Raw genomic sequence first — 26,066 nt, forward strand, 5'->3', positions numbered from 1 at the left:
TCATTTAAGGCTATATTAATTTATTTCGACATTGTAAAAAATTCTCCTTCTTTTTTTAAAATTCTTTTTTCAAATATCGACATTTTTTATGGTGCTAACTTTTTGTGAGCTTTGCCTCCTTCACCTCTCTTCGACGTCTTATTTTCAATTCGCTAATAATTAAATCCTCAAGGGAAGCTTGATCCTGAAAGACGATGCCATAATGTTTACCACTTCCAAAATCCTTTGTCCAAACAATTTCACCGATCCCAACAATCACACTGGAATCTAAAATAAACTGAACCTCAAGCAATGGAACTGGAGAATTCCCTTCATTAAAGTTTGTTTCTGCAAACATTTTTATACCATGTGGGCTAATATCTAATATACTTGCCTCAAAAATCTCCTTATCACCCTTGGTTATAGCTTGACCATTTATAAGCATTTTCACTTTTGCTTGAATAGGCTCATCGAATGAAAAACGAAAGCCTTCTGTTCTTTTAAAAAACATTAAATCTCTCCTTATCTACATACGGACGTTTTATTGTTACTTTCATTATTCAACAAGTATCTATAATCGTCTATCATCTTTATTACTATTTCACTAACAGGACTTTATAACTAATTAAAAACAACTAAAATATAGCGAAATAATTACAAGGGATAATATGTAAAAATCCACAAAGCTCCTCTTTGCTTTGTGGATACGATTCGTCATTTATACTTCATTTGTATTGCTATACTGCTGCTGACGTGTAATTTTCAATACTTCCTTCCACGTATCGCGGAATTCCGTCACGAGACCTTCCACTTCCACTACAATCGCTGTATCATTTTTCGTGTTCGCTTCAATAAGACGTCGGTTTATATATTCATACAATGGAAGCATCTGCTTGGAAATTTCAATATCCATATTTAATGTTGACATAAGTTCGGCAATAATAGCCTGTGCCTTTATTATATTCGTATTTTTCTCTTCGAAATTTTTCTCTTCAATCGCTCTTTTAGATTTCGTTAAAAATTTCAAACAACCATTATATAACATGAGCGTTAATTCACCTGGCGATGCTGTTGTAACGCTATTTTGCTTATACGCATTAAATGCAGATGTATGTGCTGACAATGGTTGACATCCCCTTATCCAATCTATTTGTTACTATTTTACATGATATTTCATTAGATTAGCTAGTAAAAAAGCAACAGTTTTGTGAAAGGATAGTTTTAATAGAGAGACAAGGTATCCGTTAAATTAATCGTTTCATATTCTGATAAACGCTCTAAAACAGTCGACGACATATGCTGTGTACGCTGCTCCATTTTTGCCTTTAGTAGAAGAGCTTGGTCAACGCGTTTTCTAAAAGCTTTATAACGAACTGGAACGAAATAACTTCTACCATTTGTTAAAATAAATCTCGTACATCCATTTCCTGCATCCTCATAATGGGTTAAGCAATGTAACGCAACCCACACGCTCGATGGCGAAGTAATTGATTCAGTTGGAAACCAATAAATATTTTGTGCAGGATTGATAGCAATAGGATACACATGAACATTCCCTAAAATTGCACGCGATCCATCCCTTGCACCTCTATAGCTCGATCCAAAATGGTTCAAATTATACTCTAATAATTTCTGTTTCGACATTGCAACATGCAAAACTCGCTGCTTCTCAACAACAATTGAGTAAAACTCACCATATTCATTTGTTCCTTCAGCTAACATAACTGTTTCAATAGTAAAAATATAATTTTCTAATAAATTCATAATGCTCCCCCTTACCTTATACAAAAAATATAAAATGAGTATTCATTGCACCAAAAATCCTGAAAAGATATACTTTTGAACTATCAATTATGCTTTAATCGACAAAAAATATTTCCCCCCCTCCTTTTATTGCCTTAACACAAAATAAATATAAACAAAATCACCTCAAATAAGTAAAATAATGTAATATTTTAGTGATTTTTATATATATTAAATCATTCATTTTGGCATGTCTATATGTTTTGTTAAAAAATCTATAAATCGACAAATGTTTTCAAAATAAGACAAAGAAAGACCGCATAAACGCAGAGTAATATCTGGTTTATACGGCCTTTTTATTAATTAAACTTGCTGTGTGCCACCAAATTGCTGTTGACGTGTAATTTTTAGAACTTCCTTCCATGTATCACGAAATTCTGTTACTAACCCCTCTACTTCATCAACAATCTCTATACTATTTTGAATATTGGCTTCAACTAGACGATGATTCATATACTCATACAATGGCAACATTTGTTTAGAAATTTCAATATCCATATTTAGTGTAGACATCAGCTCTGCAATAATTGCTTGAGCTTTTTGGATATTCGTATTTTTCTCTTGAATATTTTTCTCTTCAATAGCGACTTTTGCTTTGCCTAAAAACTTAATACACCCATTGTATAGCATTAACGTCAATTCACCTGGTGAAGCAGTTGTTACACTATTTTGTTTGTATGCGTTGTAAGCGTTCATTTGTGCTGTCAATAAAGACACTCCTTATTATTGCTTATTGTCGTAATAACGTCCATCCATTGTGCTAACGCTTGAGTAAGGATTGATATATTGTTTTTCATTCTTCTTTGCATTATTTAGCTCTTTCATATCCTCTTTCACAGCCTCCATCACTTTGTCGAGTCGTTCACGGATACCTTTGTCGAGCTCTGCTAGCATTTGATGTGAGCGGTTAGCTTTATCAAATTTAAAGCCATCAGCTAATAAATTTTGCATAAAACCGCCTCGCTCTTCAAGCAATATACTAATCTGCTCGATATAGCTATTACGGTCTTCACCTGAAGGAATTTCCGTCAAATGTTGATATAGTTTAGCCGAGGTTTGTAATAAATGCTGAAGTTTATCCATTAGTTAAACTCCTTACTGTTGTTGACCTGAAAATAACATTGCTGATTGTTGATTTGCTTTATTAATTGCAGCTTCCATTGCACCGAATTGTTTCCAGTAACGTGCTTCTACATTTTTCAACTTATCTTGCCAGGTTTTAATTCGACTTTCTAAATCCTGCAAGTTCTTACCAATAGAGTATTGGGCATCTGTCATTGTTGAGCGTCCAGCTTTTTTCTCAATAGAAATTTCAAATGATTTCATTGAATCACGTAGTTTATCTAAATAGCCACGTGTATCAACAGTTTTAGAAATAACATTCCCATTTTCATTTACTTGGATAACATCTTCTTTTTTACCATTTGAATTTTTAAATAGGCGTTCTACTGCATCTGGATCTTCTTCTAATGCTTGACGTAATTTCGTTTCATCAATTTCCAGAGTACCGCCCTCATTATAGTTTTTAGATGTTGTAATACCTACACTAAATAATGTATTAAATTTAGAATCCTCTAATCCTGGGTTAGATTCATAGATGAGAGAGCGCATTTGATTAAGCCCTTCACGAATCAACGCATCATTACGAAGTAAACCACTTTTCGCTTTTTCTTCCCATAGCTTAATTTCATTTTCTTTCATCGTCTCTTTTTGTTCAGATGTTAAAGGAGCATAATCACGATATTTTGATTCAGTAGTTTGGTCTTTTAAATCTTTAATTAAACCATTGTAAGTATTAACAAAATCTTTAATTTTCTGCATCATATCATCTACATTTGTAGTAGATGTTAATGTTACTGGTGTTGCTGAAGCTACCGGCATATCCGCTTCGGCAATTTCTCCTGGATCACCAGTTGTATAATCAGTCCCCTTTTGTTGCTTATACGCCTCTTTAAAATTAGTGAGAGCAGTAGCCTGTCTATCTACTAATGATTGATATTCAGCATCTTTCACATTTTTATCTCCAAGCTTTGCGTTACGATTAAGTTGTGCAGTTCCTAAGTCCGTCATTTTATCTAAATCCTCATCCGATAATTGACGTAAATTAGATTTTTGAGCACTATTTAAGCTTGCTAGCTTAGCAGCCAATGCTTTTTCATCATCAGATCCATTTGACCAAGTAGCGATTTGAGAATTGAAATCTTCTTCTGTTGATGGATTTATTCCTTTTAGTAAATTCTTCTCATCAGCTGTCAGTCCACCTAAAAACGATGCCCCTAATGAATCATACATAGATTGCGCAGATAGACTTTGCAATTTATCATGGTCAAGTGACTTCATTGCATTAAATTGGTCAAATGTCACATTCGCATCCTTTAATTTTTGCTTAAGTGCTTCATCTCCTGAAGAATCTAACCAATCTTGTAACTCTTGTTCACTTGTAACTACGCTACTACTAATTGTGCTTACTTCACCTACACTTAAACTACGAGCTAACAATGGATTATTAATAGTAGCAAATGCCGTTCTATCTCCTTCTGAAATGGATACTGTACCTAGAAATGCTGTTTTAGCGCTGTTATAATCTGTTTCTGCATCATTATAAGCGTCAGTAGCTGTTTGCTTAGCATTTCCAGCATCTATCAATTGTTGGCTATATGCAGCTGAAGTTGTATTTTTCCATTCTCTATAGGCTGCATTATACTTTTCAGCATTAGCTCGTTCACCATTAAATGTTGAGTTCAAAGTAACACTATATCCATTTACAGTAAATGTATTAGTAGAACGTTCTGTTGCAATACCGTTTATTTGAAAAATTGCATTTTTGCCTTCGCGAATACTCGCTCCAGCTCCAGTTGTAAGATTCATACCACCTGTATTTCCTACAATTTCGATATTTCCCTTACCTGTATTCTTTGCTGTAAATGAAAAGCGCCCATTTTCAAAAACTGCTGATACACCTGCCCCACTTTCATTTACTTTTTTGACGAAGTCATTAACCGTCATATCATTCGTAATATCAATTTTTGTTGTCTCACTAGCCATTGTTCCATCAGCTTGAACTGCTCTAAATTCAATAGTACCAGAAGTTAGTGTATTCATTTTTGTAGCACCATTAGCATTCACTTGTCCACTTGTGATACGTGCAGCTTCAGCTAATTGAGATACACCTTCAATTGAAAGCGTTCCTGTCGCTTTACCTGTTGCCACAGCAGAAACTAAATTTGAATTTGAGCTCGATGCTGTTTTGGAATTCAAAGTTTTTAACACTAGATTGTCAGCAATATACGTATCAAATGTTTTTAATTTCTTATTTACATCGCGATAAGCATCTCGTTGCCATTCATAACGTTGTTTATTTTGGAAAAGTTTATTTAATGGTGCCCTTTCAGCCGTCATTAATTTCTTTACTAATTCGTCTATATCCATACCAGATGCTAATCCGCCAATTCGCATTACCATATTCATTCCTCCACTTTAAGGTATATTTAAATTTTCTTATCTACAATCATGCCAAAAAATTTCTGCATTTCATAAAAAGCATCAAGAAGTTTTTTAGGTGGTATCTCTTTTATCACTTCTTCTGTTTCCCTATCCACTACGGTTACATAGTATCGATCTAAGCCCTCATGATATTGAAATTTTGATGAATTGTTATGAACTTCTAACATTTTGTTCATTTTTTCAACTATTTCTTGCACTTTTGTACTCTTTTCACTTTCAGTGTTTAGTTGTTGTACTTGTTCACTAATAGGTATTGCGTTCAAATTTGAAATTGTAGTCTCACTTTCTTGATGTACTACTTTTTCTACGATAGGTTTACTTTGAGATATTGGTTTGTTTATAGTCACTGAGTTCGTATCTGCATTTCCTGTAATACGCATATTTTCATCCTCCTTGAATCTAATACAGATATCCATATCCTTATTATTAGTATCGGATAAAAAAAAAAGAATTTCAGTATTTCTATCAAACATCAAGAAAAAATGAAATTCTAGCTTTAATTTATTTTGCGATATTAGTGCAACTTTAGTTTTATATTCTTATTTATTTTGCTCTAATTGCCATTCAATTGTTTTTTGTAGACCCTTATTTAATGTATACGCAGGAGAAAATTTCAATTGATACCTCATTTTCTCAATATTCATTACACGTCTTCTCAAATTATCAATATCTCTTTTTTCAATAGATTGAACATCCGATTTCGAGTCAGTTAAATTAATAATTATACTTGCTAGTTGATTTATTGAAGTTTCAATTCCTGTACCGATATTATAAGCCTCACCAATTGCTTTATAGCTTTGAGCAGCTAGAATAGTCGCTCTACATGCATCTTCTACAAACGTAAAATCTCTAGTTTGTTCTCCATCTCCATGTATATTCAACATAGAGTTTTTCAGAGCACTATCTATAAACTTCCCAATAACACCACTATAAGGATTACTGGATCTTTGATTATAACCATAAACATTAGAATATCGAACTACAGTAATAGGCAGGTTATATGCTTCATAAAAAACTTTCGCATAGGCTTCCCCAGCATATTTACTAACAGAATAGAAATTTAAAAAACTAACACTATCTTCTTCATTAATTGGTAAATACTTGGGATTCCCATAAATTGAAGAAGTCGATGTGTACAATACCCTTTTAGCAAAATTATTTTTAGCTACCTCTAATACATTAAATGTTCCTTGAATATTTGTTTCCATATCCTTTCTAGGATCTACAGCACTTGCTATAATATTTCGTGCAGCTAAATGATATATCATGGCATCCTTTGTAATATATTTATTTAGTAAATCACTATTTAACACACTTCCTTCCACAAACTCAACATCTAAACCTTTTAAGTTTTCTATGCTACCTGAAAATAAGTCATCAATTACAATGATTTCGTTATCAGTATTTTCCCTTAACATTTTCACTAAATTTGACCCAACAAACCCTGCGCCACCTGTTACAACTATTCTTTGCTTTTGCATAACTATTATACCTACCTTCTAGTGTATCTCAGCTTCTAATATTTCTATCAATGCCTTCGCTCGCTCATTCCATGTATGCTTATCTATAATTGCTTGTACAGCATTATGCGAAACTCTACTTAGTTCTGATTCATTTTTTAATATTCTTGTTATTTTTTGAGGAACTTCTTCAATTTGATTAAAGTTATAAAATAGCAATTCCTCATTTTCTTCAAACAACTCTTTTAAATATGGTGTTTCATTTGTTAATACTACAGACTGAGCAGCCATACCCGCAAATACTCTTTCATGTGTTCCATCTTTTGCGATACCTGCAATATTTAATATAATTTTTGAATATCTCATTATCTCTTGTAATTTCCAATAATTTACTCCACTACGAATAATTGCATTATCATACTTCATAATCACTGAATTATCCCATCCATTACCATAAACATATACCTCTATGCCTGATTTCAAAATAGCTTCTAATACCTCCAAACGTCTTACCGCATAAATATAGCGCCCAATATCGCTTATTAGTGGTGTAAAAGTGTCTACTTTAAAATCCACTGACCTTTTGTACACTTGCTTTAGCCATTTGTCTATCTCATCAATATAATAAGATTCACTTTGAGATAAACATTTTTGTGTTACATCTTCAAAAAGTTTGAGTAATATTTCATTTTCTTTCCATCTTTCTTTACAACTTTCAGGATCTATATAGGTACCTGAAAATAAAACATCAATCGTTTTATCATATTTCTTCGCAGTTATCTCCTGCGCTGCATGAGGTAACATATACACATAGTTTGGCATTTTACAAAATCTATCTAAAGAGTAGATATCATTTCTATCAACTATTGTAAGTATATCAGTAGATTTAAGTTGATTTATTCTAGCGATATGGTCAATCGGATGGTCAATCAATATATATATATATGGACATTTTAATAGTTCAGAAAACCCTGATTGTAACATATATCCATTAAATGCAATAACCGCTTCATATTCTTCCTGCAAGTACATAGACAGAATATGGTCATCTAGTATTTTTAAATCTAAAATTGTTACGTCTATACCTTGCTTTTCAAAACCTACTGCCAAGGCATCCGTCCAATATCTCAATAAATTATATTGTGATTGACCTTTTAAGATTAATATCTTTTTCATATTCTGAAGTCCCCTTGCTCACTTAATTCCAAATAGGTTTTTTTAGCTGCCATTCACCAAATTTATTTTTTTCAAAAAGATCTGTATTGTAAAATTGTTCAACAATAGAATAAAATTCAGTGAGGCGGTATCCAAGGAATTCACAAAACTCTTGAACAGCTCTTTGATCAACTTTATGATCATATTTTTTGACTAATTGTATACCTGTTTCTCTATCAATAATTCCATATCTAATATATTTTGAAGCGTAATCTGTTGCACTTGCATGTCCAAATTTAGGATATTTCAACCAGGGGTGAATTAAATATGCTGGTGTATCAATTTGATCAAAATTTTCAAAGGTATGTTCTCTTGTCCATTCATGTGTCAAATCTTTGAAGCCATTTTTCTTAGCAAAAATATAATTCGCATAGCTACTCCATCGGACAAAATAACTTAAATAAATTGGTTCTAACTTATCAATTTCTTCTTGTGTTGGAGGATTACAAAACATTAAATCATTTACGCTGATATTTTCATCTAGTAACTCCTCATATGGAATATCTGAAGCAACACCATTGTTTAGCTGATTTTTAGCAGAGCTTGTTTCCACCCTATCCTCTCCCCCATATTCATAGCTAATATTCTCTCCATATACAATTAATGGAATATTAAATTTATTTGCAATATGTAAAGGATATGTATAAATTAACCTATCAACATACCACGTTGGTTTCCCATAATTTTCAAATGTCTTTTTCATAATTGCTTTTTGGGCTTTTATGTTTGGCTTCAATGTAATTAAATGACATCCAAATCTTTCAGAGAGATTTTTTAAATTGTGTTTCCCAGCATTTGTCATCTCGAAATTATCTTCCACTGATACTAGTAAAGGATTCATATTCATTATTTCTTTAAAATAATGTACTTGGAAATGGCTATCTTTTCCGCCACTTACTGCTATAATACAGTCATACTCCCCTTCACTTTTTCTTCTATACTTATCGCATAAAGCCTCTAATTCTTGTTGACGCATAGCCCAATTAGTTCTATCTTTTTGTTCTTCGGCTCTACAAGCTTGACAAATACCTTCATCATCAAAATAAATTCCCGGCCTTGTATTAGGCATTACACACTTTTTGCAATATTTCATTATTTCTCCACCTTTTTGTTATTTTTTAAATCAAATAACTTTTCCAAATAAAACTTTATATATAAAATTTTATTTCATCTCAGCTATGAAAAAATTTAGCGAATTAAGATGATTTCATTAAATACTCACATATGATAAAGTCCAATTCTGTATCAATATCACATGAGCGTTCACTAGGCATTTGATATGCCACCGTATTTTCATTTATAAAACTTTTTGTTTGTTTCAAATCTCTAATATTAGCTACATAAACAGCTCCATTTAGTGTATAGACCTTAGGTAAATCTTGTCGTCTACCAATGAGAGGACTTTCTATTAAATGCTGCATATTGTTAGCGCTACTTAATGTATACATCCAATATGGCGATTCTGTCACCTCACAAACACTTACACAAAAGCCCTTTCCTTCAATAGCTTTCTTAATACAACCATCTATATCTTCTGGTTCCCTTAATGGAGAAGTAGGCTGCAATAATACAATATAATCAAAGCCTGGACATTGTTCAATCGCATGTAGAATAGTCTCTATGCTAGTAGTTGTATCTTCTGCCAAATATGCCGGACGAACAAATGGTACTTCTGCGCCGTATTTTTTAGCCACTTTTATTATTTCATCATCCTCTGAAGACACAATTATTTTATCAATGTATTTTGATTGTCGAGCAGTTTCAATTGTCCAAGCAATTAATGGTTTTCCTACAAGATTACGAATATTTTTTCTAGCAACGCCTTTAGAACCACCTCGTGCTGGGATGACTGCTAAAACCTTTGGATTCATTGATTCAGCTCCTTGAATTCATTGTTTGCTCTATTAAAATCATTGATTTGGCCAATATCTAACCAATATTCATGAATTGGGAATACAGATATTTGTTTTTTTTGCTCCATTAATTGCTCAAATAAAGTTGGCATATCATAAAATTGATTTTTAGGTATAAAATTGAAAATCTCAGGATTCAAGACATAAATACCTGCATTAATAAAACTTCGATGTATAGGTTTTTCTTTAATACTAATCAAATCTGCTCCCTTTGTTTCGATAACTCCATAAGGAATTTGATATTCATACTCTCTTACACACATTGTTGCGACAGAATTATGCTCCATATGAAATTGCATAAGCTTTTCAAAATTGATTTGCGTCAATAAATCACCATTCATCACGAAAAAAGGTTCTGATGGTCTTTCGTATAGTAAGGACAAAGCCCCTGCCGTTCCCATACGCTTATTTTCCTCAATATACTTGATTGTTACACCAAAAGCTTCTCCATTTTGAAAATAGTCTTGAATAATTTCCTTTTTATAATTAACAGAGAAAATAAAATTTGTATAACCATACTGTTTAAAACCTTCCACAATTGTTTCTAATATAGGTTTATTCCCTACTTTTAGCATAGGCTTAGGTATATCATTTGTCAGAGGCCTAAGTCGAGTTCCTAATCCACCTAACATTAAAATAACGGTATTTTTATTTAGTGATTGTTCTATATTATCTATAAATAATATGTCCACAACTCTATTATTTTCATCTACTATAGGTAATTGCTTCAAATGCTTCTGATGCATAAATTGCTTATATTTATAAGGCTTCTGTCCACTCTTTAAAAAAATTGGATGTGCATTCATTATAGTTCCAATTGATACATCTAAGCCTTCTCCTCTCAAAATACCTCGACGAATATCTCCATCTGTAACAGTGCCAAGTAAATGTTGTTCTTCATCTACGACAACAGCAAACTGTAAAGAGGAAGCATCTATAATTTTCATAGTTTCTAATAATGTTTGATTCCTCATCATCAATATTTGTTTCCATTTCTCCATCTCATCATACCTCCTTTGCAGGTACACCTAATGCAGTTACTCCACTATTAATACTCTTCACAACTACAGAACCTGCGCCAATTAAACAATTAGTCCCAATCTCAATTCCCTGAATAATCGTAGCCCCTGTTCCAATATGTGACCCCTGTCGTACATGGACATTTCCAGATAGCTTTGCTCCTGGCGCAATATGTACATCCTGCTCAATATGACAATCGTGATCAATGACTGCTCCAGTGTTTATAATAGTGTTATCGGCAACTTTTGTATTAGTTTGAATAATAGCCCCTGCCATTATTTGCACTCCTTGTCCAAATATCACTGATGGAGCAATCATAGCAGATGGGTGTATTATATTTTTAAATACATAACCTTGTATGTTGAAACAATGAAATATGTTTTTGCGCAATGATGCAGGGCCAACCATACCTACCCCTAGCACTAATTCAATATCAGTTGTTGAGTAATTCAATATCACTTCATCATTTCCTAAATACTCAAGCGAAAATTGATTATTCTCCACTGTAGGTGCAGTAAAACCAAGTATTTTTTCTCCCTGTGCTAAGAGAATTTCAGTTAATACTGAGGCATGTCCCCCATTACCAATGATTATAATTTCTTTACTCCTCAATTAACTCATCCTCACCATAAGACTTTTTAGCAATCTCTCCAATATATGACCAATATTTCGCAGGTGAAATACCATTTCCTGGTCTTTTTATAGCCATATTACTAGTTGAAAATACTTCGCCTCTTTTAATTGGCTTTTTAGCTACCAAGCTTTTTCGTGCTGGTATACGATTTTCTAACTCCGAATCAGTTGGTCGCTTTATCCCATCACCTAATGCTTGGTCGATTTCTCGGATTCCCTTAACCATCTGCTTTAGCTCATCTGGATTCAATGAGGCTACATGATCCGGACCTTCCAAATCTTTATTTAATGTAAAATGCTTTTCAATAACTGTTGCACCCATGGCAACAGCTGCAATCGGTATATGAATACCTTCAGAATGATCAGAAAAACCTATCGCTAATTGAAAAATTTGCTTCATCTCATTCATTGCATTCAAATTAATCAAAGCAGGAGGCGTTGGATATTGTGTTGTACAATGAAGCAACGTCACATACTGTTTCAATATATTTTTAGCTTGTTCTTTTTTATAAAATTGCTGAACAAGCTCTACCGTAACAACTTCAGAAGGCTTTGCTAAACCGTATGCAATAAAGGCTAACGCTTCATGAATTTCTTCAATTGTTGCCATGCCAGTTGATAAAATAATAGGCTTTTGTTTTGTAGCCATATAATGAATAAACGGTGCATTCGTTAATTCACCTGAGGGAATTTTGACAATTTCCATCTCTAATTTACCTAGTAAAAAATCGACACTCTCAAAATCAAAAGGTGTCGATAAAAATGCGATATTCTGAGATTGACAAAAAATTTGTAGCTCTGTGAATTCTTCATAGCTTAGCTCTAATTTTTTTAACATAGCAAATTGCGATGTTGCCTCACCTAAGTTATTTACTTGATAATTAGCTTGCCTTGCTTCTTTTATGACTAGATTTTCCGCCTTAAATGTTTGAAATTTTACTGCATCAGCTCCTGCTTCCTTTGCCACTGTGACGAGTTCTTTTGCCATTTCTAATGAACCATTATGATTCACGCCTGCTTCTGCAATGATATATGTTTTGTTCATAAATCGTAAAACTCCTTTTTTATAGAAAATGACGGCACTTCTTTTAAAATAGTTAGTATTTTTTCTGATACATGACCATCACCGAAAATTTGGTCATATACACCATTAAATTTTCGTGCCTTTTCAATTGTACGATAAATCTCATCTGTCTGGAGAGTTGTATTGAATACAGAATTAGGCTGCTCTCGCCCCTCTTGTCTATTTCCACAATTCACCGTCACTGTTGCTAAATACGGTACTTCAATTAGCCCACTTGATGAATTGCCTAAAACAATCTCTGCATGCTGAACAGCACTTAAATATTTCAACTGTCCTAATGAATCATATAATTTTGCATTGGGGTGGCTTTTGGTGAAATTTTGGATTGCTTTGTTAATTCTACGTCCACCATTATCTGCATTAGACTTTGTAAACAGTAAATTAGTAGTTGGATAATGTTCTAAAGCCTTTAACAAGTTAAAAATACCATCTATTTCACCATTTGTTTCAGGATGATAGGTAATCAAAAACAGTGGTTGTTCTTTAGATAATTGCAATTGCTCAAACAGCTCATCTTTTTCCAATAGCTGTAATCCCATAATATTTTCAATACCAATTGCACCAACATTAAATACCCGCTCAGGAGCCTCTCCAAGCTGAATTACACGTTTACGATGTGATTCAGTACTTGTAAAATGCCATGTAGCCATTTTACTAATAGAATGGCGAATCGCATCATCATATGCTCCAAATGTACATTCACCACCATGAAGATGCGCAGTTGGTATTTGCATAATTAGGGCAGATTGCGCAGCAGCTAGCATTTCAAATCTATCTCCCAAAATAATCATTAAATCTGGTTGCAAACGAGCAAGTGCATCTGCAAAACCAATTGTTGCAAGTCCCATTGACTTTACTACACCTAGGGCAGTATCTGTTGATAATAACATTTCTACTTTTTCATCAATCTTAAAACCATCAAGTTCAATCTGCTTGTAAGTCTCTCCAAACTCAGGTGATAAATGCGCACCTGTCACCAATATTTGTAAACAAAAGGCCGTATCTTGTTGAAGCTTTTTCAATAAAGGAAATAGTAGTCCATACTCTGCTCTTGTTCCTGTTACAACACAAATTTTTTTCTTCACGCATTATACCTCATTCGTTGGCGTACTGGGAATATTAATCACATATTGTTTTAATTGCTCTGTTACATATAAATCCATTCTTGGACAGCCTTTATACATATCAAGTTCATGTAATGGGGCCCAAATAGGACGGCTCATCACGCCCTGTTCATTTAAAAAACCTAGTATTTCATCACGATTATACTGTTTATCAAGTAAAAGTACTTGCAACCAATAATTACTCTTTGTATCAATCGGTTCTTTAAATAATTGAACACCTTCAATATTCTCTACTAGTCTTTCATAAAATTGTGTTAAATAACGCTTTTGTTCAATAAATTGAGGTAACTTTTCCAACTGTGCACAGCCTAAAGCTGCATTAATATTAGGCATACGGTAATTATAGCCTATTTCATCATGCACAAACTCCCACTGGTGTGGTACTTTAGCAGTTGTTGTCAAATGCTTTGCATAATCAGCAAGCGTCTCATCATCTGTTAAAATCACCCCACCGCCACCTGTTGTAATAATCTTATTCCCATTAAAACTCATGGCGCTAACTTTTCCAAATGTTCCTGTATGCTTGCCTTTATAATAGCTACCAAGTGATTCTGCAGCATCTTCTACTAGGACAAGCTTATATTTATCACATAAAGCAACAAGTTCGTCTAACATACAAGGATGGCCAAATGCATGCATCGGCACTAAAGCTTTAATCCGACGATTTGTTTGTTTATTATAAAGTTCATCATTACGCAGCTCTGTGATTTCCTCAAGATATTGTGCTAATTTAAATGGGCTGACGCCTAATGTTTCTTCATTTACATCAACAAAATGAGGAATAGCCTGTAAATAGGATACGGCATTTGCAGTTGCAATAAAGGTCAAAGATGGTATTAATACTTCATCATTTGCCTCCACACCAACAATTTGCAATGCAATATGCAGGGCAGCTGTACCATTGACTACGGCTACGGCTCGCTTAACACCTACAAATCTAGCTAAATCTTCCTCAAATTTTGTCACATAGGATCCAACAGAGGACACCCAACCGGTTTGCACACAATCTGTCACATAGTTGATTTCTTTTTCATTAAATGTTGGCTCATGTAATGCCACAAAATCTTTTCCATATAAACTTTTAATATTATCAGTAAACTCTGTCCATTGCTTATTCATATATTATAAACATCTGCCTTATAATGAGATAAATTTTTAGGATTTGTAAACCATTCAATTGTTTCTTCCAAGCCTTTATGTAAGCCATCTTTATCACCAAATTGTGGAACCCATCCAAGAAGCTCTTTTGCTTTTTTATTCTCTGCCCAAAGACGTTCTACTTCGCTTTTTTCTGGACGAAGACGTTGTTCATCTGTTTCAATTGTTAAACTAACACCCATAATATTTGCTATCATTTTGGCAATTTCTCCGATGGATACTTCATAATTCGAACCAATATTGATAACTTCACCTACTGATTTTTCAGAATTCATAACAGAAATAAAGCCTTGTACCGTATCTTTCACGTAATTAAAATCACGTGTTGGACTAATTGCACCTAGTTTAATTGTCGTTTTTCCACTTGCTAGCTGGCTAATAATTGTTGGAATAACCGCGCGTGCTGATTGACGTGGACCGTATGTATTAAACGGACGAATAATCGACACAGGTGTATCAAATGAACGATAAAATGATAAAGCCATTTGGTCAGCACCAATTTTAGAAGCTGAATATGGTGATTGTCCTTGTAATGGATGATCTTCATCAATCGGTACATATAAAGCTGTTCCATATACTTCACTCGTTGATGTATGCACTATTTTTTCCACACCTAATTCCCTAGCTGCTTGTACTACATTTAATGTACCAGTTACATTCGTATCTACATATGTTGCTGGCGAATGATAGGAATAAGGGATTGCAATAAGTGCTGCTAAATTTAGGACATACGTACAGCCCTTCATCGCTTCTTTTACACCATATGGGTCACGAATATCTCCTGAAAAAATATCTAGTTGTGATTTAATCTCCTGCGATGACTGGTCAAGCCAGCCCCATGAATTGAATGAATTATAATAAACAAATGCTCGTACATCATAGCCTTCCCGTACTAATTGCTCTGTTAAATGAGAGCCAATGAAACCATCAGCTCCTGTTACTAATACTTTGCCTTTCAAAACTAGCTCCCCTCCCTTACTATGGTAATGTCTCATACATTGATAATATTTCGCTCTCGCTAATATACGGTATATTAGCAATTTTAGCTCCATGCCATGCTGTGTTATAAATATTCATATTACACTCTATTACTTCTTGTTCAAACCATCTTCTAAAAACAGTCCAATCTGCTCTTGTATTTATGAATTCCCCACTGTTAGCTACTATTTTGTGATATTTATATTGACTAGCAATAGCTGTATAAGAAGGCGACAGCTTAGAATGGGTATAATTATCTTTAAAACCCAAATCTTGACCAAACAGCAGTATTGTCTCAAATTCCATATATCGAAGTAAAGATAGTCCGATTGTGGATACAGAACCACCTACTTCAAATAAATCTAAGTGGTTTTGTTCTGCGTATGCCTCTGATAAATTATAGCCTTTTTGAAATAAAATACATTTGTCGCCTTTATGCATATTAATTAACTCACTATTAGCAGTGGAAAGATAAAATAGCATCCCTTCATATCCCACATTCTTCATTTGCTCTATAGTAAGTGGAGAGGCGTCTGAAACTATCACTGCATTAGGCTTAATTTGTTTTGCAAGCAACGGCTTTAATGCAGCTCCAACACAAAGGATATAAAATTTATCTTTTATTTTTTCTAAAGTGGTTATCGTTTCATCAAGTGATGGTCCTGCTGCAATCAAACATGCATATTTCTCTTTAAATTGCCCTTTAAAAGAAGTAGAAAAAATATGTTTATTCGCTAAGTTTTGTATAAAATTTTGTTCCATTAAAAGCGCTGAAGACTGATAACTCATTTGTCTTTCCTTTATTCCTTCCAAAAATTCATATAAAGGATGGGAAATACCTATGGCCTTCATCCATGGTAGTGGAATAATAAATTGCATATCATCTAATACCTTTTTATTTAAAGTATGAGCATTTACAATTTCAATATTTGACGCATTTAAGATATTTTCATTTGCTATATATTTACGTGCAAAAGTCAGCTCCTTGGTTGAAAACGGCAAAACAACAACCAATTTCTCTCCCGCAAGTTTTAAAATTGCCTCTAAATGATAACCTAAACCTAAGCCCACCAAAAAATAACCTGCTGCGTTTTTATCAAATTCTTTTTGAATAAATGCTTCTGCATCACATCTAGGCTTATACTTACTATAGATGTTGATATTGTTTAACATTAATGTGTATTCACCATTCTTAGCTAAACCAATCTCGTAGTTCACTAGAGTATTCTCACTTTATTTACAACAAGTTCTTCAAAAAAAGGAGCAATTTCATATTCAAACATATCTGCAACTAATACATAATCATTTATTTCAAGACCCATATTTATTTCACTTAAAAATTCTTGAATTTTCTCAATTTCCAATTGGGCATTAATATGGCTTCTCGCTAATAGTATCTTTACATCAATAAGCCAAAGAACTCCTTCTGAAAATGCAGTAATGTCTGAAAGTGCCTCTGAAATTTTATCTGTTCTCAAGCACTCTGCAATATATAAAGCACCTACTGGGATTTTCTCCATATATTGATTATAGCTTTCAATTGTTTCATTTATAATATTATTCATATTATCTCTCCTTGCGTTAATTGCCTATTAGCCATTTCAATAACTTCCTTCACATAAATCTCTGTCTGTTCTATCACATATAATAATCCACTATACATCAATATATTTTGCTTGTATATTCTATTAAATTCATCCACTTTTGTTTCCTTTTTACTTGGTTTGAAGTTTGTCATTATATCTAAAATAAGTGGATCTGCAATTCTTTCTAAAATAACAAGATTAAAGTTTTTTTTGAGCTTTTTATCAATCTTATCTAGTGTTTTCAATATTTTAAGTGTAAAAGTCGACGTAGCTTCAGTTGCCTTTACTTCTTTGAGTGCAATTTTGATTTCTACTTTCATCTCTTTGTATATAGACAATTCCTTTTCCATAGTATTGATAAATGAAGATAATTTTATTGAATTATGTTTAAAAGTAATATTTTTCTCTTGCACTTTTTCTGATGAAGGCTGTATATATGTTGTGCAGAATTCTACAAAGGGTATTTGCTCCATACCAATAATTTTTGCTCCCCCCTCTGTACAATTGTATATTGCATTATTATAAATTTCAGTTTTCAAAAATGCTTCAAAACTTTCTTTCATTGGTAAATATTCATAAGTTGTGTATACCTTATCTCCAAGGTATCCTTCAATTTCTAACAACTCTCGACTATTAAGTATTTCCTCCTCGTCAAATAATTCAGAATTTCTATTATTTTTAGCATGTAGTTCATTATTAGTATAAGCCAAATCTTGACCTATTATAGCAATTGGTCCGCTACTTATTAGCGTAGCTATGTGTAAAGCAAAATTAGCAACTGATCCCCCACCAAAAACCACAGGGAATTTACTACCTATTTTACTTTTAATGTAATTTTGTAACCTTTCCTCTTTCATTGGAATAAATGCTATTCTTTCGCCTCTATATTCTTCTTGTATTTTATAATAATTACCAACAGAATATACTAATTTAGCTGATTTTGTTTGTAAATTTTTGAAGTGTATTAGGTTTTCTGGTGCCCCATCAATTGATACGATATAATCAGGTTCTATACCAGCAGCTAGTAATGAATTAATTGTAGATCCTGCTGAAATAATGATACAATACGGTGCTATTTCTTTTAATTTTGGAAGTTGCTTAGTTAATGATGGTCCACCTGATGCTATAATAACTGGTAATGTATATGCTCCTATTAACTCCTGCAAAGAAATATCTTCACACATAAATAACAAATTTTTCACATAATTTTCCTGCCACGATTTACTAAATAATCTTATTGTATTTTCATTAACCAGTAATGTATTTTGATAATCTTTCACAATTTTCAATAATCTTATATACTCTTGTTGAAATAATTTATCATAATTTGGTGAACAAATCACCTTTATTTTCCTTTCAAAGTTCTCTGTCTGTAGTAATAATTGTTCTTTGATTTTATTTTCATCCATAGATTTAATCACAATACTATTAACCTGTGGTTTTAGGCTTTGTTTAAGTTGATTAAATAATGGATCTACGACAATTAAATTTCCTTTTTGCTCTAATAAATCGGCTATTTCATTTCCTATATATCCCAATCCATTACCAAAAAGGATATGTATATAATCTTGTTGAACCTCTCGCTTTGCTAATTGTTTAGCTTCTTGTAATGGTGCGTATTTACTATGTAGTAAATAACCATTTACCATAACTGTATCTAAACCTGCTTTTGTTTGTAAATACTCTATATTATATTCTGACAAAATTTTCACCTCTATTTTATATCGGTATTTCATAAAAATAATAAAGTAGCACTTCAGGCTCTTACATTCTTAAAATTAAAAATGTTGAGGTGAATTTATTTTAAATAAAATTCATTTCTTATAATCATTTTGATTTTCATACTGTTAAATTCAATACGATTTTTGCTTTAGAGTTAGTGAAACATCTGAATCTATAGATATCTCATTACACCATTTTCGTTTTGCTGTTAATCCTTTTCCAAAACTATTTGAATACACCTAACATAAAATTTCTATCTGCCATTTCGATAATCTTTTTAACACTGTCTACTTTGCAGTAAAGGTCTTTTAATCTTCTTTTACTTTCTCGTCATCTTATTTTTTATGTCACAATGACAAACAATTCATAATAAATGTTTTCAGCTCATAAACTTTTAAAAAAAAGTAACTTCCACATAGTACTTTAAAGTCTTTTATTGTTTCTCGCCTGCAATTTTGCAAGCTATAAATTGATTCTCTCATTTCCCAATTAATTAGAATTTCCCTACACCTGTTCTTCCATTGTATCCATCTATCGTAATAGATTTTGGTATTCCCACACTAGCCACTAATTCTTCCACGGTTGCTTCATTAAATATTTTCTCTTTAATTGCATGAATACGCAACGTTTAATGATCTTCTTTCACAAACCGTTGATAACGGTTTTTTCAGTAAATCACTTACCACCAACCAACATGTAACATCGATGTTGATAGCTATATTAAATGTTCAAACAATTTGAGATGTTTCATTTTCTATATACAATCCTTATGTATTTTCACTATCATTTTGCAACAAGATGAGCAATAAATCATTATCTCTGACTCTCACTCTTTTATTATCCCAATCTTTTCCTTGGTAATATCATGTTAAAATCCATATATCACATCTCACCTATCTATTGCTTGTCTCTAGTCAATTCAAGTGTATAAAAAGTGTGTTTATACTTTTTTAATTCCCCAACAAATATTATAAAACCTAAATAAGCAAGCCCTCACCCTTCCAAATATAGTAAAAAGGATGCCCAGGAAATTTTTATTTTCCCGACACCCTTTAGATTTATATTGATTATTGTAATAATTGAAGAACGCCTTGTGGCTGTTGGTTTGCTTGTGCTAACATTGATTGCGCAGCTTGCATTAAGATATTGTTCTTAGTGAAGCCCATCATCTCTTTTGCCATATCTGTATCACGGATACGTGATTCTGCTGCTGATAAGTTTTCTGATGTTGCACCTAAGTTGTTAATTGTATGTTCTAATCGGTTTTGAATAGCACCTAATTTTGAACGCTCATCTGATACTGTTGTAATTGCTGAATTGATAATTGTAATTGCATCATTGGCAGAGCCTTGTGAAGTAATTACTACACCTGCAGATAAACCTAAAGCACCTGCTGACATATTAGCGATAGAAAGTGTAATTGATTGACCAGAGTTCGCCCCAATATGGAATACTTTCCCTTGGAAGTCGCTGTTTAATAGTTTTTGTGTATTAAACTCTGTGTCTGTTGAAATACGTGTGATTTCTGCAGTCAATGCTGTAATCTCTTTTTGTAAATCTGCACGGTCTGATGTTACATTTGTATCATTTGCAGATTGTACTGCTAATTCACGCATACGTTGTAAAATCGCATGTGTTTCATTTAATGCACCCTCAGCAGTTTGAATTAAAGAGATTGAGTCTTGCGCATTTTTTGTAGCCATATCAAGACCACGGATTTGTCCACGCATTTTTTCAGAAATTGCTAAACCAGCTGCGTCATCACCCGCACGGTTAATTTTGTAACCTGAAGATAATTTCTCAAGATTTTTAGATGCTTGAGTATTGTTGAAAGTCAAGTTACGGTGTGTGTTTAATGCTGAAATATTGTGTTGAATTCTCATAATAGAATTCCTCCTTGAATTTTTTTATATAACCCACATCCTTGTGGATTAGATTAAATCTATTGTTCTAATTTAATTATTGTAATAATTGAAGAACGCCTTGTGGCTGTTGGTTTGCTTGTGCTAACATTGATTGCGCAGCTTGCATTAAGATATTGTTCTTAGTGAAGCCCATCATCTCTTTTGCCATATCTGTATCACGGATACGTGATTCTGCTGCTGATAAGTTTTCTGATGTTGCACCTAAGTTGTTAATTGTATGTTCTAATCGGTTTTGAATAGCACCTAATTTTGAACGCTCGTCTGATACTTTTGTAATCCCTGAGTTAATTGTTGTAATTGCTGTGTTAGCTGCGGCTTGTGTAGAAATAGAGATTGCTGAAACACCTACTGCACTTGCAGCCATACTACCAATAGTAAGAGTAATTGATTGACCTGCATTAGCACCAATATGGAATACTTTACTATCGAATGAACCTGTTAATAATTTTTGCGTATTGAATTCTGTGTCTGTTGAGATACGTGTGATTTCTGATATTAAAGCATCAACTTCTTTTTGCAAATCTGCACGGTCTGATGATACGTTTGTATCATTTGCAGATTGTACTGCTAATTCACGCATACGTTGTAAAATCGCATGTGTTTCATTTAATGCACCCTCAGCAGTTTGAATTAAAGAGATTGAGTCTTGCGCATTTTTTGTAGCCATATCAAGACCACGGATCTGTCCACGCATTTTTTCAGAAATTGCTAAACCAGCTGCGTCATCACCCGCACGGTTAATTTTGTAACCTGAAGATAATTTCTCAAGATTTTTAGATGCTTGAGTATTGTTGAAAGTCAAGTTACGGTGTGTGTTTAATGCTGAAATATTGTGTTGAATTCTCATAATAGAATTCCTCCTTGAATTTTTTTTATATGACCCACATCCTTGTGGGAAAGTTCAGTCCTAGTAGTAAACGCTACTGTGACCTTACATAATATATATCGTATAATCTTTTAAATGTTTAATAGTTTTTTAAAAATTTTTTAACTGAGTTAATTTCATAATTCTAACCCCTGTCCTATCAAGGGGTTTCAAACAATAAAAAACGGGCACCTCCCCAATTTGGTATAATTTTTAGTGACCAAACCAAAATTTAACCAAGAGGTGAATGCCCTATGACTATTGTAAAACAAATGAGTCTATTTGACATCCAGCAATTACTCAATATGCAAAGTTCTCGTCGTTTTGATGCGATTTTCGCCACAATCGATATCCAACCGATTGGTCAATTGTTTTCGAAAAAGACGATGCGTGGCGCTCCGCGCGAGTTAAACTACGGTGCCATGATTCGGTCACTCATCATCCGTATTGTTGAGCGTATTCCTACGATGAAGGATTTGGTCAAACGTTTAGCGAACGATGTCTTATTCTATCTGGATTGTGGCTTCCTTTTCTCAGACGTTGTTCCTTCGGAAGCTTCTTATTCACGTATGATTGATGTGATCAGTCAATCAAATGTAATGGATTATATGCAAGATCAGCTCATTCAAACTGCCTTCACAGAAGGTTTTCTTTGCGATGAACAGATCGCGATGGATGCCACACATTTTGAATCACGTGACGCATCGAAACCTTCTGAAAAAAAGGAAAAAGCGCTACCTAAGAAACGTGGTCGTAAAACGAAAGAAGAACAAGCTGCTTATTTAGCTGAACAAGCCAAAATCGAAGCCAACTTAACGACATACGAAAAGACATTAGAAGCACAATTAGCTATTCCAGTTGAAACACTGTGGCAAGATATGCCGATTGAACCCCATTGGGGCATCAAGAAGAATAGTGATGGCAAAAATACATTCTGGTACGGTTTTAAAGGACATCTCGCTGTTTCAACGAAGAGTCAGTACATTGTGAGTCGCATCATGTCTTCCGGTAATTTATCGGATAGTAAAGCGGCGATTCCATTACTCAAAAAGTTAGCTGTTCTCTTACCTGAGCAGTTTCAAACCGCTTTGTTTGATGCGGGATACGATTATGAACCGATTTATCGACAAGCATTCGCACAAACGATGCGTGTCATCATTCCTTATAATATTCGGAATGAAGGTGAAATCGTTGGTTTTGATGAACATTTCCGACCCACTTGTGTGCGTGAGCATAGCTATCGTTTTGATAGTTTTGATGAAAAGTACCGTACGCTCAAATTCACACAACCAAAAGAATTTGCAACATGTCCGCTCAGAGACGATTCCTTGTGTCAAAAAGTGTTTAAAATCCGATGTGAAACAGATATTCGGAAATACACCTATCCTGCACGTGGCTCTGAATTATGGAAACATCTTTACAAAGAACGTACCGCTGTAGAACGTGTAAATGCCTATTTAAAAGGGTATTTCCAATTAAATAATGTCCGTCATCGTTCGGGTCGAAAGGCAAAACTGCACTTCCATTTCGTCACGTTTGTTTATAATGCCTGTAAATTAGCAGTAGATCGCATGAATGTGTTACTAAATGAAAAACAACAAGCAGCTTAATTTTTAAAAACGCAAGTTTTAAAATGGGAGCCGTCTAAGCTCCGAAAAAATCGATTTATGAAATTGATTCAACTATTAAAACCTTAAGTGTATGCCATTTCATTTATTTTATAAATTTCAGCTTAAAGTATGAGTTATACAAGCTTTACATGCGAGATGAAAACAGAGAAGGGGGAATTTAAACATCCTTAAATTCCCATTATTTACTTTTATAAACCAATTATAATTATTAGTCTCCGCTATTATTTATTCAGTTTAAATTTATTCAACAGTTCATTTGAGAATGTTAATGCCTCTCTATTTTGTTCCTGTATTGCTTCAAATACTTCAGCACGGTGAACTTTTACTGCTTTTGGGGCTACAATACCTAGCTTCACTTGATCTCCTTCAACAGCTAGAACCTTTACCTCGATTTGATCACCAATCATAATCGATTCGCCTATTTTTCTTGATAATACAAGCATTTATTTAGCACTTCCTTCCATCGATCCAATGGGATGGCGCAAAGGATAACGCTTACTATCCTGCAAAACAATTTGTTTTCCTAATTTTTTCTTTGTATTAATGATGATTGGGGCTAATAAATTCATTGTTGATTCTGAGAATGTTTCTTTTAATGTAACGATTGTATAAGCAATAACATCCTCTTCTTCTTCAACTTGCAAATCTATTTTTTCTTCTTCGCTAATTTCAAACATATAGTCCTTTTTAAAAGCGAATGGGTATGCCAGCACAAAGCCCAATTCTTGTTGTTCCACAGATTGTAGTACAACTAATGGCAAATCTGCATCTAGTGGTAGGAGAACAAATTTATGCACATCTAAAAAACCTGGTAAGCCTGTTTCAAATGTTAAAATATTTTGTTCATCAATTTCTATTTGTCCTAAAAACTTTGTTTCAATATTCATTTTGATGCCCTCTCCTTTTAACCAATAACGTCAATATCTACACGTGGTCTTTGTATCATTGTACCCGTTACTTTACCAGGTGTATAGTCGTGGATTGGCTTGTTCACCTTTACGTCAATGTTTGGTTGATTGCGTTGGATATTTACATCTACTGTCGCAGGTTTATATTTTATTTTTACTGAGCCAATTGAAGGTATAAATTTAATATTGTACGGCCCTGGACGCTTTGGACCTGTATTTTGTACTGCAATTTGTTGAATAACAGCCCCCTCTTGCCCTTTGCCTGCACTCAGCATCATTTGTCGACCTTCACGTATACGTCTTGAAATTCCTTTCATCATTTCTTGATGACCTTCCTGTGCATAACGCTTAATCATCTCACCTGTTGGATAATAGCCTAAATCTCTTCGGGCATCTGATGAATCGATTGATAGCTCACCTTTTCTCGTATGAATTTCTAACGTTGCCGCAGGTTGTGCAATAGATTGCTGTGCTCTAGGTTGCTCAATATGCTGTACAGGCTTATGAATTTGTAAATCTATTTGAATATCTGTTGTTTGAATTTGAATTTGTGGTAATCGCATTTATTTCCCACCTTTCAACAAAAGCGTTTGAACAATTTGTTCAAACGCTTTGTATTTTTATCGCATGAAATCTACTAATGTTTGCTGGATAATTCTTGCACCAACTGACAATGCTGCTTGATGAATTGATTCTTGTGTAACAAGCTCTGTAATTGTTCCAGCATATTCTGTGTCTTCATTCATAGACATTTGCTTTGTTGTTGAGATTTCATGCATATCTAAACGCTGTTCCATTAATTCTACTCGATTTTGGCGCGCACCTACATCAGCACGTTTTTCAAGGACTACATTTTGCGCATTTGCTAAAGTTCCATTGGAGCCCGAAGCCAAATCTCCAAGTAATCCTCCAATATACGTTCCGTTATTATTAACAGCTCCTGTTTCAAGAGCATCTGCAATATCTGCCATTAAATCATCGATATCTTCAAATAACTGCTGCCCTGGCGTATTAATGTTAATTCGTACTGCTTCAAAAACATCTATTTCAATTTCTTCATCAAGCCCTGTTGCACCTATTAGAGCCGGATTCTCCACACCATTTTCGTACAATGGCATGTCTGTATGCGTACCAGAGAAAATATATTTATTTCCAATTTGTGTATTTGCTATATCTTTTAAATGATTACGAATTTGTTCAATTTCCTGCTTCATTTTATTGCGGTCATCTTCTGTATTTGTGTCATTGGCTGCTTGTACAACAAGCTCTTTCACACGGTTCAAAATATCGCCTGCTTGTCCTAGCGCCTCATCTGTTGCATCCAACCATGTATTCGCCTCACCAATATTTCTCTTATACTGATCTGTTCTATCAAGTTCTGTACGGTAAGCCATGCCTTTGATTGCAACAACTGGGTCATCAGATGGGCGGTTTACTTTTTTACCAGTGTATAGCTGTTCTTGTAGCTTGCCCATCTTGCCATAGCTTGTATTTAAATTGCGAAGCATATTGCTTGAAAGCATTGATTGTGTAACGCGCATTTTGTTGCTCCTCTCCT

The 26,066-nt window shown here is 33.7% G+C and carries 27 protein-coding genes; 1 reads left to right on the forward strand and 26 read right to left on the reverse strand.

The genetic code is table 11. The features are described 5' to 3' along the window. Positions 1-94: 94 nt before the first annotated feature. The 22 genes from M3Z76_RS15900 to M3Z76_RS16005 form a co-directional block, all read right to left on the reverse strand. The gene (locus M3Z76_RS15900; RefSeq protein ID WP_293926793.1) at positions 95-490 is read right to left on the reverse strand and encodes a PilZ domain-containing protein; all 396 of its coding nucleotides are present in this window, start codon (positions 488-490) and stop codon (positions 95-97) included. Between the two features lie 207 nt (positions 491-697). Next, positions 698-1,102, reverse strand: a complete 405-nt coding sequence (fliS, locus tag M3Z76_RS15905; RefSeq protein ID WP_293926796.1) for a flagellar export chaperone FliS — start codon at positions 1,100-1,102, stop codon at positions 698-700. 98 nt (positions 1,103-1,200) lie between these two features. Then, positions 1,201-1,743 carry a competence protein ComK gene (locus M3Z76_RS15910; protein WP_293926798.1) on the reverse strand — a complete coding sequence of 181 codons (543 nt, stop codon included), beginning with the start codon at positions 1,741-1,743 and terminating at the stop codon, positions 1,201-1,203. Between the two features lie 342 nt (positions 1,744-2,085). After that, positions 2,086-2,478, reverse strand: coding sequence for a flagellar export chaperone FliS (fliS, locus tag M3Z76_RS15915; RefSeq protein ID WP_483310181.1), 393 nt, complete (start codon positions 2,476-2,478; stop codon positions 2,086-2,088). Positions 2,479-2,505: 27 nt separating this feature from the next. Continuing rightward, positions 2,506-2,865 (reverse strand): flagellar protein FliT, encoded by a 360-nt coding sequence (gene fliT / locus M3Z76_RS15920; RefSeq protein WP_293926803.1) that lies wholly within the window; start codon positions 2,863-2,865, stop codon positions 2,506-2,508. Between the two features lie 12 nt (positions 2,866-2,877). Next, a complete protein-coding gene (gene fliD / locus M3Z76_RS15925; RefSeq protein ID WP_293926806.1) occupies positions 2,878-5,244 on the reverse strand; it encodes a flagellar filament capping protein FliD in 2,367 nt (788 codons plus the stop codon). Positions 5,245-5,270: 26 nt separating this feature from the next. Continuing rightward, complete coding sequence (locus M3Z76_RS15930) at positions 5,271-5,666, reverse strand: flagellar protein FlaG (protein WP_293926809.1); 396 nt, start codon at positions 5,664-5,666, stop codon at positions 5,271-5,273. Positions 5,667-5,825: 159 nt separating this feature from the next. Continuing rightward, positions 5,826-6,767 carry an NAD-dependent epimerase/dehydratase family protein gene (locus M3Z76_RS15935; protein ID WP_293926812.1) on the reverse strand — a complete coding sequence of 314 codons (942 nt, stop codon included), beginning with the start codon at positions 6,765-6,767 and terminating at the stop codon, positions 5,826-5,828. Between the two features lie 18 nt (positions 6,768-6,785). Then, positions 6,786-7,922 (reverse strand): glycosyltransferase family protein, encoded by a 1,137-nt coding sequence (locus M3Z76_RS15940; protein WP_293926815.1) that lies wholly within the window; start codon positions 7,920-7,922, stop codon positions 6,786-6,788. A 22-nt stretch (positions 7,923-7,944) separates the two neighbouring features. Continuing rightward, entirely contained in the window at positions 7,945-9,054 is a 1,110-nt protein-coding gene (locus M3Z76_RS15945; protein WP_293926818.1) for an N-acetyl sugar amidotransferase, read from the reverse strand. 103 nt (positions 9,055-9,157) lie between these two features. Then, on the reverse strand, positions 9,158-9,832 hold the full coding sequence (locus tag M3Z76_RS15950) for an acylneuraminate cytidylyltransferase family protein (protein ID WP_293926821.1): 675 nt from the start codon (positions 9,830-9,832) through the stop codon (positions 9,158-9,160). Further along, positions 9,829-10,875, reverse strand: a complete 1,047-nt coding sequence (locus M3Z76_RS15955) for a nucleotidyltransferase family protein (protein ID WP_293926824.1) — start codon at positions 10,873-10,875, stop codon at positions 9,829-9,831. Before M3Z76_RS15955 ends, M3Z76_RS15950 begins: the two co-directional genes overlap by 4 nt. Before the next feature lie 4 nt (positions 10,876-10,879). Continuing rightward, positions 10,880-11,506 (reverse strand): acetyltransferase, encoded by a 627-nt coding sequence (locus M3Z76_RS15960; protein ID WP_293926826.1) that lies wholly within the window; start codon positions 11,504-11,506, stop codon positions 10,880-10,882. Beyond that, positions 11,496-12,572 carry an N-acetylneuraminate synthase gene (neuB, locus tag M3Z76_RS15965; protein WP_293926829.1) on the reverse strand — a complete coding sequence of 359 codons (1,077 nt, stop codon included), beginning with the start codon at positions 12,570-12,572 and terminating at the stop codon, positions 11,496-11,498. Before neuB ends, M3Z76_RS15960 begins: the two co-directional genes overlap by 11 nt. Continuing rightward, positions 12,569-13,696, reverse strand: a complete 1,128-nt coding sequence (gene neuC, locus M3Z76_RS15970; protein WP_293926832.1) for a UDP-N-acetylglucosamine 2-epimerase — start codon at positions 13,694-13,696, stop codon at positions 12,569-12,571. The genes neuB and neuC overlap by 4 nt, the downstream gene beginning before the upstream one ends. A gap of 3 nt (positions 13,697-13,699) precedes the next feature. Next, complete coding sequence (locus tag M3Z76_RS15975; RefSeq protein ID WP_293926835.1) at positions 13,700-14,854, reverse strand: LegC family aminotransferase; 1,155 nt, start codon at positions 14,852-14,854, stop codon at positions 13,700-13,702. Further along, positions 14,851-15,888 (reverse strand): NAD-dependent 4,6-dehydratase LegB, encoded by a 1,038-nt coding sequence (locus tag M3Z76_RS15980; protein WP_293926837.1) that lies wholly within the window; start codon positions 15,886-15,888, stop codon positions 14,851-14,853. The genes M3Z76_RS15975 and M3Z76_RS15980 overlap by 4 nt, the downstream gene beginning before the upstream one ends. Continuing rightward, a complete protein-coding gene (locus tag M3Z76_RS15985) occupies positions 15,872-17,089 on the reverse strand; it encodes a motility associated factor glycosyltransferase family protein (protein WP_293926840.1) in 1,218 nt (405 codons plus the stop codon). The genes M3Z76_RS15980 and M3Z76_RS15985 overlap by 17 nt, the downstream gene beginning before the upstream one ends. Continuing rightward, on the reverse strand, positions 17,089-17,436 hold the full coding sequence (locus M3Z76_RS15990; protein ID WP_293926843.1) for a hypothetical protein: 348 nt from the start codon (positions 17,434-17,436) through the stop codon (positions 17,089-17,091). The genes M3Z76_RS15985 and M3Z76_RS15990 overlap by 1 nt, the downstream gene beginning before the upstream one ends. Then, on the reverse strand, positions 17,433-19,160 hold the full coding sequence (locus M3Z76_RS15995; RefSeq protein WP_293926846.1) for a motility associated factor glycosyltransferase family protein: 1,728 nt from the start codon (positions 19,158-19,160) through the stop codon (positions 17,433-17,435). The genes M3Z76_RS15990 and M3Z76_RS15995 overlap by 4 nt, the downstream gene beginning before the upstream one ends. A gap of 1,086 nt (positions 19,161-20,246) precedes the next feature. Then, positions 20,247-21,062, reverse strand: coding sequence for a flagellin Hag (gene hag / locus M3Z76_RS16000; protein WP_293926849.1), 816 nt, complete (start codon positions 21,060-21,062; stop codon positions 20,247-20,249). A 76-nt stretch (positions 21,063-21,138) separates the two neighbouring features. Further along, entirely contained in the window at positions 21,139-21,951 is an 813-nt protein-coding gene (locus tag M3Z76_RS16005) for a flagellin N-terminal helical domain-containing protein (RefSeq protein ID WP_293926852.1), read from the reverse strand. 272 nt (positions 21,952-22,223) lie between these two features. Here M3Z76_RS16005 and M3Z76_RS16010 point away from each other — a divergent pair, with 272 nt between their 5' ends. After that, positions 22,224-23,579, forward strand: a complete 1,356-nt coding sequence (locus M3Z76_RS16010) for a transposase (protein WP_293926855.1) — start codon at positions 22,224-22,226, stop codon at positions 23,577-23,579. A 242-nt stretch (positions 23,580-23,821) separates the two neighbouring features. Here the strand turns inward: M3Z76_RS16010 and csrA are convergent, their stop codons facing one another. From csrA to flgL, 4 genes are read right to left on the reverse strand one after another with little or no spacing between them, the layout of a single operon-like run. After that, positions 23,822-24,043, reverse strand: coding sequence for a carbon storage regulator CsrA (gene csrA / locus M3Z76_RS16015; RefSeq protein ID WP_293926858.1), 222 nt, complete (start codon positions 24,041-24,043; stop codon positions 23,822-23,824). Then, the gene (fliW, locus tag M3Z76_RS16020) at positions 24,044-24,487 is read right to left on the reverse strand and encodes a flagellar assembly protein FliW (RefSeq protein WP_293926861.1); all 444 of its coding nucleotides are present in this window, start codon (positions 24,485-24,487) and stop codon (positions 24,044-24,046) included. Positions 24,488-24,504: 17 nt separating this feature from the next. Further along, positions 24,505-25,071: a DUF6470 family protein gene (locus M3Z76_RS16025; RefSeq protein WP_293926864.1), complete on the reverse strand. Its 567-nt coding sequence runs from the start codon at positions 25,069-25,071 to the stop codon at positions 24,505-24,507. A gap of 57 nt (positions 25,072-25,128) precedes the next feature. Then, on the reverse strand, positions 25,129-26,049 hold the full coding sequence (flgL, locus tag M3Z76_RS16030; protein WP_293926866.1) for a flagellar hook-associated protein FlgL: 921 nt from the start codon (positions 26,047-26,049) through the stop codon (positions 25,129-25,131). Between the last annotated feature and the right edge of the window lie 17 nt (positions 26,050-26,066).

It is taken from the genome of Metasolibacillus sp. (assembly GCF_025291715.1).
Lineage (GTDB): Bacteria > Bacillota > Bacilli > Bacillales_A > Planococcaceae > Metasolibacillus > Metasolibacillus louembei.

Bases quoted from the DNA above. Each gene is read 5' to 3' on its own strand.
- M3Z76_RS15900 (WP_293926793.1), bottom strand. From the start codon at position 490: ATGTTTTTTAAAAGAACAGAAGGCTTTCGTTTTTCATTCGATGAGCCT.
- M3Z76_RS15910 (WP_293926798.1), bottom strand. From the start codon at position 1,743: ATGAATTTATTAGAAAATTATATTTTTACTATTGAAACAGTTATGTTA.
- fliS (WP_483310181.1), bottom strand. From the start codon at position 2,478: ATGAACGCTTACAACGCATACAAACAAAATAGTGTAACAACTGCTTCA.
- fliT (WP_293926803.1), bottom strand. From the start codon at position 2,865: ATGGATAAACTTCAGCATTTATTACAAACCTCGGCTAAACTATATCAA.
- fliD (WP_293926806.1), bottom strand. From the start codon at position 5,244: ATGGTAATGCGAATTGGCGGATTAGCATCTGGTATGGATATAGACGAA.
- M3Z76_RS15930 (WP_293926809.1), bottom strand. From the start codon at position 5,666: ATGCGTATTACAGGAAATGCAGATACGAACTCAGTGACTATAAACAAA.
- M3Z76_RS15935 (WP_293926812.1), bottom strand. From the start codon at position 6,767: ATGCAAAAGCAAAGAATAGTTGTAACAGGTGGCGCAGGGTTTGTTGGG.
- M3Z76_RS15940 (WP_293926815.1), bottom strand. From the start codon at position 7,922: ATGAAAAAGATATTAATCTTAAAAGGTCAATCACAATATAATTTATTG.
- M3Z76_RS15945 (WP_293926818.1), bottom strand. From the start codon at position 9,054: ATGAAATATTGCAAAAAGTGTGTAATGCCTAATACAAGGCCGGGAATT.
- M3Z76_RS15950 (WP_293926821.1), bottom strand. From the start codon at position 9,832: ATGAATCCAAAGGTTTTAGCAGTCATCCCAGCACGAGGTGGTTCTAAA.
- M3Z76_RS15955 (WP_293926824.1), bottom strand. From the start codon at position 10,875: ATGGAGAAATGGAAACAAATATTGATGATGAGGAATCAAACATTATTA.
- neuB (WP_293926829.1), bottom strand. From the start codon at position 12,572: ATGAACAAAACATATATCATTGCAGAAGCAGGCGTGAATCATAATGGT.
- M3Z76_RS15975 (WP_293926835.1), bottom strand. From the start codon at position 14,854: ATGAATAAGCAATGGACAGAGTTTACTGATAATATTAAAAGTTTATAT.
- M3Z76_RS15980 (WP_293926837.1), bottom strand. From the start codon at position 15,888: ATGAGACATTACCATAGTAAGGGAGGGGAGCTAGTTTTGAAAGGCAAA.
- M3Z76_RS15990 (WP_293926843.1), bottom strand. From the start codon at position 17,436: ATGAATAATATTATAAATGAAACAATTGAAAGCTATAATCAATATATG.
- hag (WP_293926849.1), bottom strand. From the start codon at position 21,062: ATGAGAATTCAACACAATATTTCAGCATTAAACACACACCGTAACTTG.
- M3Z76_RS16005 (WP_293926852.1), bottom strand. From the start codon at position 21,951: ATGAGAATTCAACACAATATTTCAGCATTAAACACACACCGTAACTTG.
- M3Z76_RS16010 (WP_293926855.1), top strand. From the start codon at position 22,224: ATGACTATTGTAAAACAAATGAGTCTATTTGACATCCAGCAATTACTC.
- csrA (WP_293926858.1), bottom strand. From the start codon at position 24,043: ATGCTTGTATTATCAAGAAAAATAGGCGAATCGATTATGATTGGTGAT.
- fliW (WP_293926861.1), bottom strand. From the start codon at position 24,487: ATGAATATTGAAACAAAGTTTTTAGGACAAATAGAAATTGATGAACAA.
- M3Z76_RS16025 (WP_293926864.1), bottom strand. From the start codon at position 25,071: ATGCGATTACCACAAATTCAAATTCAAACAACAGATATTCAAATAGAT.
- flgL (WP_293926866.1), bottom strand. From the start codon at position 26,049: ATGCGCGTTACACAATCAATGCTTTCAAGCAATATGCTTCGCAATTTA.